Annotated in this window: 12 protein-coding genes and 1 pseudogene; 7 read left to right on the top strand and 6 right to left on the bottom strand. The window is 65.6% G+C overall.

Annotated features, from left to right (window positions below):
• Nucleotides 1–50: 50 nt before the first annotated feature.
• Entirely contained in the window at nt 51–725 is a 675-nt protein-coding gene (radC, locus tag ACW7G0_RS13375; RefSeq protein ID WP_456990362.1) for a RadC family protein, read from the bottom strand.
• Nucleotides 726–887: 162 nt separating this feature from the next.
• Here radC and coaBC point away from each other — a divergent pair.
• The 3 genes and pseudogenes from coaBC to ACW7G0_RS13360 all read left to right on the top strand — a co-directional run bounded on the left by coaBC (nt 888) and on the right by ACW7G0_RS13360 (nt 4,977).
• Nucleotides 888–2,137, top strand: a pseudogene (coaBC, locus tag ACW7G0_RS13370) (bifunctional phosphopantothenoylcysteine decarboxylase/phosphopantothenate--cysteine ligase CoaBC).
• Entirely contained in the window at nt 2,137–2,610 is a 474-nt protein-coding gene (gene dut, locus ACW7G0_RS13365) for a dUTP diphosphatase (protein WP_456990360.1), read from the top strand. Before coaBC ends, dut begins: the two are co-directional and overlap by 1 nt.
• A gap of 39 nt (nt 2,611–2,649) precedes the next feature.
• A complete protein-coding gene (locus tag ACW7G0_RS13360; protein ID WP_456990449.1) occupies nt 2,650–4,977 on the top strand; it encodes a phosphomannomutase/phosphoglucomutase in 2,328 nt (775 codons plus the stop codon).
• Here ACW7G0_RS13360 and ACW7G0_RS13355 read toward each other — a convergent pair.
• The 3 genes from ACW7G0_RS13355 to ACW7G0_RS13345 all read right to left on the bottom strand — a co-directional run bounded on the left by ACW7G0_RS13355 (nt 4,939) and on the right by ACW7G0_RS13345 (nt 6,895).
• The gene (locus tag ACW7G0_RS13355; protein WP_456990358.1) at nt 4,939–5,625 is read right to left on the bottom strand and encodes a hypothetical protein; all 687 of its coding nucleotides are present in this window, start codon (nt 5,623–5,625) and stop codon (nt 4,939–4,941) included. The genes ACW7G0_RS13360 and ACW7G0_RS13355 overlap by 39 nt on opposite strands.
• 71 nt (nt 5,626–5,696) lie before the next feature.
• Nucleotides 5,697–6,359 (bottom strand): orotate phosphoribosyltransferase, encoded by a 663-nt coding sequence (pyrE, locus tag ACW7G0_RS13350; protein ID WP_456990356.1) that lies wholly within the window; start codon nt 6,357–6,359, stop codon nt 5,697–5,699.
• A 2-nt stretch (nt 6,360–6,361) separates the two neighbouring features.
• A complete protein-coding gene (locus ACW7G0_RS13345; protein ID WP_456990354.1) occupies nt 6,362–6,895 on the bottom strand; it encodes a GNAT family N-acetyltransferase in 534 nt (177 codons plus the stop codon).
• A 105-nt stretch (nt 6,896–7,000) separates the two neighbouring features.
• Here ACW7G0_RS13345 and ACW7G0_RS13340 point away from each other — a divergent pair, with 105 nt between their 5' ends.
• From ACW7G0_RS13340 to ACW7G0_RS13330, 3 genes are all read left to right on the top strand, one after another.
• Nucleotides 7,001–7,810 (top strand): exodeoxyribonuclease III, encoded by an 810-nt coding sequence (locus tag ACW7G0_RS13340; protein WP_456990352.1) that lies wholly within the window; start codon nt 7,001–7,003, stop codon nt 7,808–7,810.
• The gene (locus tag ACW7G0_RS13335) at nt 7,807–9,102 is read left to right on the top strand and encodes an AmpG family muropeptide MFS transporter (protein ID WP_456990350.1); all 1,296 of its coding nucleotides are present in this window, start codon (nt 7,807–7,809) and stop codon (nt 9,100–9,102) included. The genes ACW7G0_RS13340 and ACW7G0_RS13335 overlap by 4 nt, the downstream gene beginning before the upstream one ends.
• An 81-nt stretch (nt 9,103–9,183) precedes the next feature.
• Nucleotides 9,184–9,534: a hypothetical protein gene (locus tag ACW7G0_RS13330; RefSeq protein WP_456990348.1), complete on the top strand. Its 351-nt coding sequence runs from the start codon at nt 9,184–9,186 to the stop codon at nt 9,532–9,534.
• Here ACW7G0_RS13330 and ACW7G0_RS13325 read toward each other — a convergent pair.
• Nucleotides 9,519–10,709 (bottom strand): anhydro-N-acetylmuramic acid kinase, encoded by a 1,191-nt coding sequence (locus ACW7G0_RS13325; RefSeq protein WP_456990347.1) that lies wholly within the window; start codon nt 10,707–10,709, stop codon nt 9,519–9,521. The two genes, ACW7G0_RS13330 and ACW7G0_RS13325, sit on opposite strands and share 16 nt — an antisense overlap.
• Nucleotides 10,710–10,715: 6 nt before the next feature.
• Nucleotides 10,716–12,155, bottom strand: a complete 1,440-nt coding sequence (locus tag ACW7G0_RS13320) for a peptidoglycan DD-metalloendopeptidase family protein (protein WP_456990345.1) — start codon at nt 12,153–12,155, stop codon at nt 10,716–10,718.
• A gap of 185 nt (nt 12,156–12,340) precedes the next feature.
• Between ACW7G0_RS13320 and tyrS the strand changes: the two genes are divergently transcribed.
• On the top strand, nt 12,341–13,567 hold the full coding sequence (tyrS, locus tag ACW7G0_RS13315) for a tyrosine--tRNA ligase (RefSeq protein WP_456990343.1): 1,227 nt from the start codon (nt 12,341–12,343) through the stop codon (nt 13,565–13,567).
• Nucleotides 13,568–13,758 lie beyond the last annotated feature (191 nt).

Here is a 13,758-nt window from a genome sequence, read left to right as displayed (position 1 = left end):
GTCGTCGGCGCGTTGCCGACGTTCACCTGTATCCCATCACTGCCCTGCCGTCAGACCCAGCCGCGCGCCGCCAGCGATACCGGCGGGCCATCGGCAATGACGAAGTGATCCAGTAACCGCAAATCGACCAGCGCCAGCGCCTGTTTGAGGCGGGCGGTCACCGCGCGGTCGGCGGCGCTGGGCTCGGGATTCCCGCTGGGGTGGTTATGGCCGACGATCACCGCCGCGGCGTTGTGGGCCAGCGCCCGCCGCACCACTTCGCGCGGGTGTACCTCGGCGCCGTCGATCGTGCCCCGGAACAACTCTTCGAAGGCGATTGCCCGATGCCGGGTATCGAGGAACAGGGCCGCGAATACCTCGTGGGGCAACCCGCGCAGGCGCTGGGCGAAGTAGCGGCCGGCTGCCTGCGGATCACTGAGTGCGATACCGCGCTCCAGTTCCCCCGACAGGTGCCGGTGACCCAGCTCCAATGCTGCCGCCAGCATGCACGCGCGCGCTGGGCCCAACCCGGGAAGCTTTGCCAGTTCCGCCGGTGCGCGCTCCAGCAAGGCGCGTAGTGGCCCATGCGCGGTCAACAGTTCGCGCGCCGTGGTCACCGCGTCGCTTCCGCGCAGGCCGGAGCCAAGGAAGATCGCCAGCAGCTCCGCGTCGGACAACACCCCGACACCGCGTGCCAGCAGTTTCTCCCGTGGGCGCTCGGAGGCGGGCCAATCTCGTATATGCATGGGTGGCCTCGAAGGCTGAAAAAGTGAAGCGGGGACGGAACCCTTTTCCGTCCCCGCTTCGGGGCGCATTCACCGTGCCGCATTGTCCCGGTGCCTGACATCGGAACCGCCCTTCGCGTCGGGTAAGCTAAGCCTTGGTCCCACGGTAGGAATTTCCCCAACGTGTCAGCGCTCCAAGGACAAAAGATCCTGCTGTGCGTGTGCGGCGGCATTGCCGCGTACAAGGCGGCGGAGCTGGTCCGCCGGCTCGGTGCATCCGGCGCGCAGGTGCAGGTGGCGATGACCGACAATGCCCGGCGGTTTGTTGGCGCAGCCACTTTCCAGGCGCTTTCGGGCCGTCCCGTGCGCACGTCGTTGTGGGATGAGGCCGCCGAAGCAGCGATGGGTCATATCGAGCTGGCGCGTTGGCCCGACCGGATACTCATCGCACCGGCCACCGCCAACATCATCGCCAAGCTGGCCCATGGATTTGCCGACGACCTGGTCAGTACCCTGTGCCTGGCAACCGATGCGCCGCTGGCGATCGCACCGGCCATGAACCGGCTGATGTGGGCGAACGCGGCGACCCGGGCCAACGTTGAAACCCTGCGCGAACGCTCGGTGATGGTTCTGGGCCCCGGCGCGGGTGACCAGGCCTGCGGCGAGGTGGGCGAAGGTCGCTTGCTGGAGCCCGATGAAATCGTCGCCGAGCTGGCCCGGGCCTCAGCGTGAGCCCCGGGACGCTGGTGGGGCGTCATGTCGTGGTGAGCGCGGGCCCCACCTATGAGGACATCGATCCGGTGCGCTTCCTGGGCAACCGCAGTAGCGGAAAGATGGGTTTTGCCATCGCCGCCGCCGCCGCTCGTCGTGGTGCCCAGGTCACCCTGGTCGCCGGACCGGTGGCGCTGCCAACCCCGGCCCAGGTCACCCGGGTGGACGTACGCTCGGCCGCGCAAATGCACGCTGCGGTGATGCAGGCCTTGCCGGCGCAGGTGTATGTCGCCGCCGCCGCCGTCGCCGATTTCACCCCCGCGCACGTCGCCACGGCAAAGATCAAGAAGCAAGCCGGCGGTGAAGGATTGACCCTGCAGTTGGTGCGAACCCGGGACATCCTGGCCGACCTGGCGGGAAGTCCATTGCGGCCCCGCCTGCTGGTCGGTTTTGCGGCCGAGACCGATGATGTCGAGCGCCATGCGCGCGCCAAGTTGGTCGACAAGCAACTGGACCTGATCGCTGCCAACCGGGTCGGTGTGCCCGGCTCGGGTTTCGCGGCGGACGAGAACACCCTGGTCGTTTACGGCGCCGGCTTTGAGTGCCCATTGGGCACCGCATCCAAGCACGAACTGGCCGAACGCCTGCTGGACCTGATCGTCAGGCAGTTGCCGACGTCACCCTCACAGACAGCAGCCCCACAGACATCCCGGAATATCTGATGCACCACAGCCTGGAACTGAAGATTCTTGACCCAAGATTTGGCGATTGCTGGCCACTGCCCGAATACGCCACCCCCGCCAGCGCCGGTCTGGACCTGCGTGCGGCGCTTGACGACGCGCTCACCCTGTTGCCGGGCGACACAGCGCTGGTCGCTTCGGGCCTGGCTATCCACATTGGCGACCCCGGTTTGTGCGCGGTGATCCTGCCCCGCTCCGGGCTGGGCCACAAACACGGCATAGTGCTGGGCAACGGCACTGGTCTGGTCGATGCCGATTATCAGGGGCCGTTGATGATCAGCGTCTGGAATCGGGGCGATCAGCCCTTTACGATCGCGCCTGGGGATCGCATCGCCCAGCTGGTGGTCCTGCCGGTGGTGCGGGCGCAGTTGCAGGTGGTGGATGAATTCGCAACGCATGAATCCGGCGACAGCGTCCGTGGAACCGGTGGCTTTGGCCACACCGGCGTCCGCTAGGCGCACTCGCGTGGTACTGAAGGGGAAGTCATGGTCGATATGAAATTTACCCGGCCCGAGCTGTCGCTGGAGCCGCTCAAGCCGTTCTTGCCGCTGGTGGCCGGGGTCTGCGCGCTGCTGGCGCTGTGGTTTGCCTGGAGTGGCTGGCAGCAGCATGGCGACGCCAACCGCCGGATGGCGCTGGAACAATCGCGCGACACGGCGGTACAGGCGACAGCGGCCACGCTGGCGGCCGAGCGGGAGCGCTTCGCCCAGCGCTTGGCCGACCCGGTGCTGGCGGCCGCCGTGGCAACCGGCCAACTCGATCACGCGGCCGAGTTACTGGTCAAGGACTGGCCCGGCGCCAGCGACGCGGCGCTGGTAAAACCGGCGCTTGATTCCGGCTACGCCGCCCTGCCAAAAGGGGGCTACGGCCGTCTGGCGGTGCTGGAGTCGGCTTTGGCGGAGGACCAGCCGGTCAATGCTGTCATTCGTGGCGATGGCAAGAACCGGCTGGCGCTGGCGGCGCCGGTAAATCGTGGCGGCGAGCCGGTTGCCGTGGCTTTGGTCTACCTGCCACTGGAGCGGCTCACCGCGCCGTTGGCGGCGGTATCGGTGGCCAATGACACCTACTTGGCGCTGCGCCAGGGAAACTACAACGTTGTTGAACGCGGTGACGTCGGCCTGGCCGGCGGCGCCGAGGTTCTGGCGGTCAAGGTGCCGGGCAACGATCTGCGCATCGCCGCCGCCGCCCCGCGCGTTGCCGCTGCGCCATTTGGCCTGGACCCGCTGGGTTGCGGCATCCTCGCCGGCTTGCTGGCATTGCTGGGTGTGCTGTGCTGGCGCGGGCCGGCGATAGTGGCGCGGCGCCAGGCGGCGGGAAATGACGATCAGGACGATTCCGGGGAGTCGGCGCTGACCCTGGCCGAATCGATGGGGGAGAACGTTTCCCCGGATACCGATGCCGCCACGGCAACGACAACGACTGCTGGCAGCGCTTGCGCGCCGGTAGCACTGGATCGGGGCATTTTTCGTGCCTATGACATCCGCGGCGTTGTCGGCCAGAGCCTTGACCTGGGCGTAGCCGAGCTGATTGGCCATGCCATTGGCTCGTTGATGCACGACAAGAATCTGGAAGAAATCGTGGTGGGCCGTGATGGGCGCTTGTCCGGTCCCGACATGGTCACCGGGTTGATCGCGGGGTTGCGCAGGGCGGGCCGCAATGTGATCGACATCGGTCTGGCACCCACGCCACTGGTTTATTTTGGTGCCTATCACCTGAAGACCGGCTCCTGCGTCTCGGTCACCGGCAGCCACAACCCGCCGGACTACAACGGCTTCAAGATTGTGGTCGGCGAGGAGACCTTGTCGGGTGAGGCGATCACTGACCTGTATGCGCGCATTGCCGAGGACCGGCTGCATGTCGCGCCGGTCGAAGGCGGCCTGGAACAGCGCACCATCGATGATGACTATGTCCGGCGGGTCGCCTCCGACATCCAGTTGGATCGCGCGCTGAAGGTGGTGGTCGACGCCGGCAATGGCGTCGCCGGCGAGCTCGGGCCGAAGGTGCTCACGGCGATCGGAGCCGAGGTGGTGCCGCTGTATTGCGAGATCGACGGCACCTTCCCCAACCACCATCCCGATCCCAGCGAGCCGCAGAACCTGGCCGACCTGGTGCAGATGGTCGAGCGGCTGGATGCCGACCTGGGCATCGCCTTCGATGGCGATGGCGACCGGCTGGGAGTGGTCACCCGTGACGGCCACAACATCTTCCCCGACCGGTTGTTGATGCTGTTCGCCGCCGACGTGCTGGAGCGCAACCCGGGCGCACAGATCATCTTCGATGTGAAGTGCACCGGCCGACTGCCAGGCTACATCCTGCGCCACGGCGGCAGCCCGCTGATGTGGAAGACCGGCCATTCGCTGATCAAGGCCAAGATGCGCGAGACCCAGGCCGAGCTGGCCGGCGAGATGAGCGGTCACTTCTTCTTCAAGGAGCGCTGGTACGGCTTTGACGACGGCATTTATGCGGCCGCCCGCCTGCTGGAAATCCTGGGTGGACAAGCCGACCGTCCCAGCGACGTGCTCGATGCATTGCCCGATGGCGTTGCCACGGCCGAGATCAAGGTCGCCGCGCCCAACGATGACCCGCACGCGTTCGTCGATCAGTTCATTGCCCGTACCAGTTTCGATGCCGCGCGGTTGACCACCATTGATGGCCTGCGGGTTGACTGGCCCGACGGATGGGGGCTGGTGCGCGCCTCCAACACCACGCCGGTGCTGGTGATGCGTTTCGATGCCGACAACCAGGCGGCGATGGCCCGGATCAAGGGCATCTTCCGGGAGAAGCTACTGACGGTGAACCAGGACCTCGAGCTGCCCTTCTGATCCGGCAGCGCCCGCTGGCTTCAGTTCGCGATAGCGGGCCAGTGCGGCGTTGAGCTCTTCGTCGATCGTGCCGAGTTCAAGTTGCCGTGCCTCCAGCAACTGCTGGTGTCCGCGCAGCGCCTGGTGCTGGCTCAGGATGTTGCCAGCCAGCGTTTTGGCGACCGGCTTTTCCGCCAGTTCCGCCTGTCCTGCCCGCTGCAACAGGTTCAGCAGGCTCCGCCGCGTGCTCTTTATCCCGATCCGGGAGGTCTCGATGTTCGACTCGATCACCTCGATGCGGTTCTTGAAGTTCTGCTCCAGCTCCACTTCCGTGGCGAACGACGCCACCATGGCGCTTTCCTGGCGGGCCTGCGAGGCGTTGACGCGCGCTGCCTCCTTGCCAAGCAAGGCTTGCGCCCGGGCGACCTTGAGTTCCGCCTCGGTCGGCGCACGTTGCACCTGCTTGGTCGCCATGCCGCTGACACTGAACTCGGTGCGGGCGTTATCGACCGCGCTGGCGGGTAGCGCGTCGCCACAGACCTTGCCGGTTTCGGTCTGCCAGCAATAGATCTTCTTGGCTTCCGTTTTCTGGGCCAGCGCCGGCGCGGCCGCCAACAGCAGGACGACGGCGAGCGCCTGGGTAATGGATCGGGGCGGAAGATTGTTCATGTCGGGGCAGCACCTGTCGCTATCACCTAACAGGTAACGCAAGAGTCGGGCCAAACCGCGCGCCCCGCAGCTCAGTCGTCCGTGCCGCCGCCGTAGCGTGCGCGATAGGCCAACAGGCGTTCGCGCTGGTCGCCCAGCGCCCCAGACTCGCTCACCAAGGCAAGAAGATCGTCCAGGCTGGCCACCGCGACGACCGGGAGGCCGTGCTCCACAGCGACAGTTTGTGCCGCCGAGCGTCGGCTGTGCGTCGGGTCCACGGCTTCCTGCCGGTCCAGTGCGATCACGATCCCGACTGTCGTGCCGCCGGCGCGGTCGATAATGCCCAGCGCTTCACGGATCGCGGTTCCGGCGGTGATCACGTCATCGATCACCAGCACCCGCCGGCCTTCCATCGAAGCGCCGATCAGGCTGCCGCCTTCGCCGTGGGCCTTGGGCTCCTTGCGGTTGAAGGCCACCGGCAGGTCACGCCCACGATGGGCGTATTCGCAGGCCACCGCCGTTGCCAGCGGAATGCCTTTGTAGGCCGGCCCGAAGATCAGGTCGAACTCGATCCCCGCGGCATCGATGGCGTCGGCGTAGCAGCCGGCCAGCGTGGCCATCGAGGCACCGGAATCAAACCGCCCGGCATTGAAGAAGTACGGACTGACGCGACCGGATTTCAGCGTGAACTCACCGAAGCGCAGCGCGTCTACGCGCAACCCAAGTTGCAGGAATCGGGTGCGGTGGTCGGTCATGGTCAGCGGGGTCCAGGCAGGGAGGGTGGATCGGTGGCGAGTTCGTCCAAATGACACAGCATCAGCTGTTGAGGTCCCGCGGGGCCACCGGGATAGAGCTCGTCGGTGTCACGAAACCCGGCGCGGGCATACGCGGCGAGGGCGACAATATTGTCGCAGTTCACCGTCAACGCCAACAGTCGACGCTGCGGATAGCGCCGCAATGCATCGGCGCAGCACGCCCGGATGGCGCGTATACCCAATCCCCGGCCCTGATACTGGCGATCGATCACGAACGCTCGCAAGCCCAGGTGTGGCCGGTCGAGGCGACGACCGGTGACGGCGTGCGGCGCGCGATCGAGTCGATAAAAGCCCACCAGCTGGCCCGCGTGCAGGATCGCCATTGCATCGCTGAGCCGATCACGCTGCGCATCGGCCAGGTTGAAGGCGATGTCACCGACAAACGCCGATTGCCCCGGGGCGACCCGCAGGCTCCGTATCGCGGCGACGTGAGTGGCGTCGGCCACCACCACCTGGATGTCGGCCGGCTCGTGCATGCAACCGATGATAAGACACCCGTTGGCCTTCACCGCCGGGACGTGGTGCTGCGCGTGCCGTGGCGGCATTGTTATGATCGCTAATCCCCCATCGCGGAGCGCACCTTGCGCATCATCAGCTTCAACGCCAACGGGTTGCGCTCGGCGGCCCGCAAGGGCTTTTTCGACTGGTTCCGCGAACAGGACGCCGACGTGTTGTGCGTGCAGGAGACCAAGGCGCAAGAGCACCAGCTTCACGGTCCCGACGGACTGGATCCGGCCTTCCTGCCCGATGGCTATCGTGCCTTCTTTCGCGATGCGACCACCAAAAAGGGATACAGCGGGGTGGCGATCTACAGCCGGCGTGAGCCCGACGAGGTCCGTACCGCGCTGGGCTGGGCGCCTTTCGACGAGGAGGGGCGCTACATCGAGGCGCGTTTTGGCAACCTCAGCGTGGTGTCGTTCTACATCCCGTCGGGTTCCTCGGGCGAGCTGCGCCAGGGTTTCAAGTTCGAGGTGATGAACTGGCTCCAGCCAACGCTGGACGAGTGGCTCGCCAGCGGGCGCGACTACGTGCTGTGCGGTGACTGGAACATCGTGCGCACCGCTCTGGATATCCGGAACTGGAAATCGAACCAGAAAAACTCCGGCTGCACGCCACCGGAGCGTGAGTGGCTCAATGGCCTGTGCGGGCCGGGTCAGGACGACCGCCCTGGCTGGACCGACGCCTACCGGGCACTGCACCCCGAGGGCCAGGATTACACCTGGTGGAGCAACCGCGGCGCGGCTTATACCAACAACGTGGGCTGGCGGCTCGACTACCAACTGGTGACGCCGGCGCTGGCGACGCGCGTGCAGGCTTGCTCGATCCTGCGTGAGCCGCGGTTCTCCGATCACGCGCCATTCGTCGTGGACTACCGCGGGGAGTTGGGTTGAACGCCGCCGCAGCGGCCCCGGCTCCGGCAAGGCCCAAGGGTTGGCGCGGCATCCTGGCCGCGTTTGGCACGCCATCGGCGGGGACCATGTTTTTCCTGGGATTTGGGTGTGGCCTGCCGTTCCTGCTGGTCGGCTACACGTTGTCGATCTGGCTGCGCGAGTACGGGTTGGAGCTGAGCACGATCGGCCTGCTCAGCTACGTCAGCATGTTCTACGTGTTCAAGTTCCTGTGGGCGCCGTTGATCGACCGCTGGAACGCCCCGTTGCTGGGTGTGCTTGGCCGGCGCCGCGGCTGGCTAGTGCTGGCGATCGCGGTGCTGATCGCGGCCCTGGCCGGGATGGCCTTCACCGGGCCGGTGCAACTGGCCACCTTTGTCGGCCTGGCCGCGCTGACCGCGTTTGCCGGCGCCACCCAGGACACCGTGGTGGATGCCTACCGGATCGAGATTGCACCGGTCCACGCCCAGGGCGCGCTGGCCGCCACCTATACGCTCGGCTACCGCATCGGGTTGATCGTGTCGGGCGCGGGCGCGCTGTATATCGCCGAGTTCAGCGGCTGGCGGATCGCTTACCTGACCATGGCCGCGGTGTTGCTGTTGCCGCTGCTGGCGGCACTGCTGGCGCGCGAGCCCGAGCAGATCCAGGTGCGCGAGCGCAAGAGTCTTGGCGAGGCCTTCGTCGGCCCGTTCAATGAGTTCTTCCGCCGCCACGGGGTGGCGGTCGCGATCGTGCTGCTGGTGTTCGTCGGCCTGTTCAAGTTGCCCGACCAGATGCTCGGCGTGGTCGCCGGACCGTTCTATATCGACACCGGCTACAGCAAGGCCGAGATCGCGACGGTTTCGAAGTTGTACGGGGTCTGGATCGGGATTGCCGGCGCGTTTCTGGGCGGCCTGTCGGTGGCGGCGCTGGGCCTGCGCCGTTCCATTTTGATTGGCGCGCTGGGACTGTCGTTGTCAAACCTGTTGTACCTGCTGATGGCCATGAACCCCAGCCAGACCTGGGCGTTCGTGGCAGCGTTGTCCGGCGACAATCTGGCATTGGGATATGCCGGCGTGGTGCTGATCGCGTTCCTGTCGGGGCTGACCAGTCGGGAATTCACGGCAACCCAGTACGCCTTACTCGTTTCACTGGCCAACATGCCGGGTAAGATCATCGGCGGGATGTCGGGTTTCATGGTCGAGAAATGGAGCTACGTCGGCTTCTTCGTGTTCAGTTCGCTATCGATCGTGCCGACCCTGTTGTTGCTGGCCTGGCTGTGGCGGCATACCCATTTGTTCGAATCCAGGGATTGACGGCACGATGATCCGGAGTCCCTGGCGGTACGCGTTCACGCAAGATCGGGCCACGGCGTTACCGTGTCGAAGGAGGCTGTCATGAGCGAAACCGTGCTACTCGATATCGACATGTTTCTGGTGGAGCGCATCCGTCGGGTGGCCAGCGCAAACGGCTGGAGCCAGAAGCAGGCGCTTATCCATTTACTGGAACACGGATTGTTTGCCTGCGAGGCAGCCATGAGCTCGGGGTTTGATGACTCGGACGCCGATGCGCTGCAGGCGGCGATCATGGCGTTGGAGCAGATCGACAACGATCCGGGCTTTTCGCTGATCGGCCGTGCTGGGCCTTCCGGCGCGGAAGTGGACGCCGCGACAGATGCGCTTGATGACGGTCGTGGTGGGGCGCCGGTCAAGGCGTCGGGTGACGCGCTCCCTCAAGCGGCAGGGTAGATTGCGCCCAGTACTCGCGGACCCCTCGCGCCGGTGACACTGGGCAGGTTGCCGGGTTGACCGGCAAGGGTTCGTCGAGCCAGCCAGGCAAACCCCATCGCTTCGACGAAATCCGGGTCTAGCCCATGCGCGGCGGTGGACTCCATCAGCATTCCCGGTAGCCGCGCCCCGATGCGTTGGAGCAGGCGAGCGTTGTGTACGCCGCCGCCGCAAACCAGCACCCGCCGGGTTTCCGGCTGAAGCGTGAGCAGTGCACCGGCAATGGTGGCCGCGCTCAGCTCCAGCAAGGTCGCCTGGACATCCTCGGGCCGTTCCGTGCCCGCCAGTCGGCCCAGCAGCCATCCCAGATGGAACTGCTCGCGTCCGGTGCTCTTGGGTGGTGGCAGTGCAAACCAGGGGTCGGCCAGCAAACGTTCCAGCAGCGCGACGTCGACCGCTCCGCGCGCGGCGAACGCGCCGCCCGCGTCGTACGGCTGGCCCAGCTCCTGTTCGCACCAGGCGTCCATCAACGCATTCGCCGGACCGGTGTCGAAGCCGCGGACATTCTTGCCGCCTGCGCTTGGATCACCGGCGGGCAACAGGGTGAAATTGGCGATTCCACCCAGGTTGAGAACCGCACGGTCCTCATAGGGCGAGTGCAACATCGCCGCATGCAGGCCGGGCAGCAATGGCGCACCCTGGCCACCGGCCGCCACGTCGCGGCGGCGGAAGTCGGCCACCGTGGTCATGCCGCTGCGCTCGGCAATCAGGTTGCCGTCGCCGAGTTGCCAGGTAAAGGGTTGGTTGCCATCGAGCAGCGCCCCGTTCGGGCGATGACGCACGGTCTGTCCGTGCGAGCCGATGGCGCGTACTTCCGATGGCGCGACGCCGGCATCGCTCACCAGTTGCACCGCAGCGTCCGCAAAGGCTTCCGCGACCTGCACGTCCAGGGTGCCAAGTTCTTCGACCGATTGCGCCGCGCCGCCCTGGCCCAGTGCAACCAGTCGGGCGCGTACCCGAGCGTCCCAGGGATAGGTGCGGCCCAGCAGCAGGGAGCAGGCGGAGCCGTGGAAGCGGACCAATGCCGCATCGATGCCATCGGCGCTGGTGCCCGACATCAAGCCGATGAACAGCTGGTTGTTGTCCAGCGCGGCCGGTGCTGGGTCAGCAGAGCCCGTCCGGGTGCTTGTTGCCATCTGGACTCAAGCCTTCTGGTCGGCCCCGGCCGTTGGCTTGGGCGAACGCGCCTCCGTGGAAGCAACCCGTGCGTTGCCCTCCAGCAGTTCCTCGACCTGGCGAATCCGGGCCAGTGCCGGTGCGGTCTGGGCGCGGAACGCGACCAGTGCGGCACCCTTCAATGGTTCGGGCGGCGGCATGGTCACGGTCAGCGGATTGCGGTGAACCCCGTTGACCCGGAACTCGTAGTGCAGGTGCGGGCCGGTCGCCAGCCCGGAGCTGCCGACATAGCCGATCACCGTGCCTTGCTTGATGCTCGCGCCGCTCTTGTATTTGCTGAAGCGCGACATGTGCGCATACAACGTGGTGTAGCCCTTGCCGTGGTCCAGTACCACGGTGCGACCATAGCCGCTTTTCCAGCCGACGAACTTCACCCGGGCATCGCCGGCGGCCATGATCGGGGTGCCGCTGCCGGCGCCATAATCGACGCCCTGATGGGCACGGGTGCGTCCCAGGATCGGGTGTTTGCGCGCCGTGGTGAATCCCGACGTGACCCTCGCATAGGGAATGGGCATGCGGATAAAGGCCTTCTTCAGCGGTCGACCATCGGCGGTGTAATAGCCGATGTTGCCATCGCGCTCGAAGCGGAAGCCGGAATAGGTCTTGCCGCCCGTGGTGAAGGTCGCCGCGAGGATGTCGCCGTTGCCGATGCGCTCGCCCTCGCGCCAGATCTGGTCGTAGACAACGCTGAAACGGTCGCCCTTTTGTGCATCGGTGAAGTCGATGTCGTACTGGAAAATCTCGTCGGTCAGAGTGGCGATCGAGTTCGGGGACAGGCCTGCCTTGCGTGCGGCGGCATACAACGAGCTGCTGATCTCGCCTGTAGCCACGGTGCTGCGGCGCTGGCTGGGCCGCTTGATCACCGTCTGTTCGATCTGTTCACCGTCCAGGCTGAGCTCGACGCGATGGCTGGCGTCCCGGTCATAGCGGAATCCGCGTAGTGCACCGTCGGCACCAAGCTCGAAGGCAAGCTCCGCGCCCGGGCGCAGCCGGGTCAATACCGGTTTCGTATCAGGCAGGTCCAGGATCCGGTACATGGTGCTGGCCGGCACTCCAACCTGCTGGAACAGCGCGCCCAGGGTCTGGCCCGATTGCACCTGCACCAATTGCCATGCGTCCTCCGCGTGGGCGTGTGCCTGCTTCAGCGTCAGCGGTGGCAACGGCAGCGCCGTGAGATGCCGCGGCGCTTGTGAAGTGCCAACCTCAAGGTCGCCGAACCCGGGTACGATTGCGCCTACCAGCATGCCGATGGTGGCAAACAGGCTTGCCTGCATCCACTGGCGTCGTGTCCAGCGACCGTTGAATCCGTCGGACAGGTGTCGGGCCAGGACCGGTCGGTAGAGGGCGGCTTCGCGAAGCTTTTTCAGGCGCTGGCGCCGATCTGGACCGGAATCTGGTGCTGTCATTCGGAGGCTACCTGCGCGCGAGTGTGTGAAGGCGGTGTCACGGCGTTACGATAAGGACGCGAGAAGTATGCGTCAAACCCTTGAGCTGAATAGGGTTTTCCCCAAGGGATTCCCGATCGGCAAGTTATTTCACATTTATGATCGTGATTGCAACTCGGTCGTGATCCAGCCAGCGAGACTCCTTAGTGTCTGCACAACCCACACCCTCCCCGGATGCCTCCCTGGCATTGATCGAGCGCGGCGCAGACGAGCTGCTGAAACGCGACGAGCTGGTTACCCGCCTGCAGCTTGGCCGCCCGTTGCGGATCAAGGCCGGCTTTGACCCGACCGCGCCGGACCTGCATCTGGGTCATACCGTGTTGCTCAACAAGCTGCGGCAGTTCCAGGACCTCGGTCATCAGGTGATCTTCCTGATCGGTGACTTCACCGGGATGATCGGTGATCCCAGTGGCAAGAACGTCACCCGCAAGCCCCTGACCCGCGAGGACGTGCTGGCCAATGCCGACACCTACGCCGAGCAGGTGTTCAAGGTGCTCGATCGCGACAAGACCGAAATACGCTTCAACTCGGAATGGTTTTCGCGGATGACCGCGGCCGACATGATCAAGCTCGCCTCCCGCCACACCGTGGCGCGGATGCTCGAGCGCGATGATTTCGCCAAGCGTTATGCCGCACAACATTCCATTGCAATCCACGAGTTCCTGTACCCGCTGGTTCAAGGCTATGACTCGGTGGCGCTGGAGGCTGATGTCGAGCTGGGTGGTACCGATCAGAAGTTCAATCTGCTGATGGGGCGCGGCTTGCAGGAGGCCCACGGCCAGCCGCCGCAGGTCGTGCTGACCATGCCCTTGCTGGAGGGGATCGACGGCGTCCAGAAGATGAGCAAGTCGCTTGGCAACTACATCGGCATCAGCGAGCCGGCGCTGGAAATCGTCACCAAGGTAATGAAGATCGATGACGCCTTGATGTGGCGCTGGATCGAGCTGCTCAGCTTCGAGATATCGATTGCCGAGGTCGCCGCATTGAAGGCGCAGATCCAGGCGGGGCAATTGAACCCGCGTGACGTGAAGTTGCGACTGGCCCGCGAGCTGGCCGCACGGTTCCATGATGCGGGCGCGGCCGATCTCGCCATCGCCGGCTGGAACGCGGTGGTTCGCGGACAGGGGGATACCGCGCAGTTACCGCTTCGGGACCTGGTGGTGCCGGTTGAAGGGCTGCGCATTGCCGCGACACTGACCGCCGCCGGATTGACCTCCAGCAACTCGGAGGCCAATCGCAAGCTCAAGGAGCGGGCGGTGCGGGTGGATGGCGAGGTGGTGGAAGACGCGGGACGCATGTTCGCCCCGGGCTTCGAGGGTGTTCTGGCCGTGGGCAAGCGGACCTTCGCGCGGGTACGGCTGGTTGCGGCCTGATAGCGGGAGCGGTTTCGCGACCGCTTCCCTGTTCATCCCCACTGGTGCAGACTACGCGGCCGCGCCGAGAGGTGAGCAGGGCGGCGGAGCGGGTTGAGGGGTTGCGGGGTTCACGAGGTGTTGACGTGCTGTGAAAACCGGTTAAGATGGTCGGCTCGACGCAGCAACAGCGCGACGGGGCAGCGGTAAAA

It is taken from the genome of Lysobacter sp. A286, from assembly GCF_054052105.1.
The sequence above is the reverse complement of the archived record's forward strand: the minus strand, read 5'-3'. Positions and strand labels throughout refer to the sequence as shown.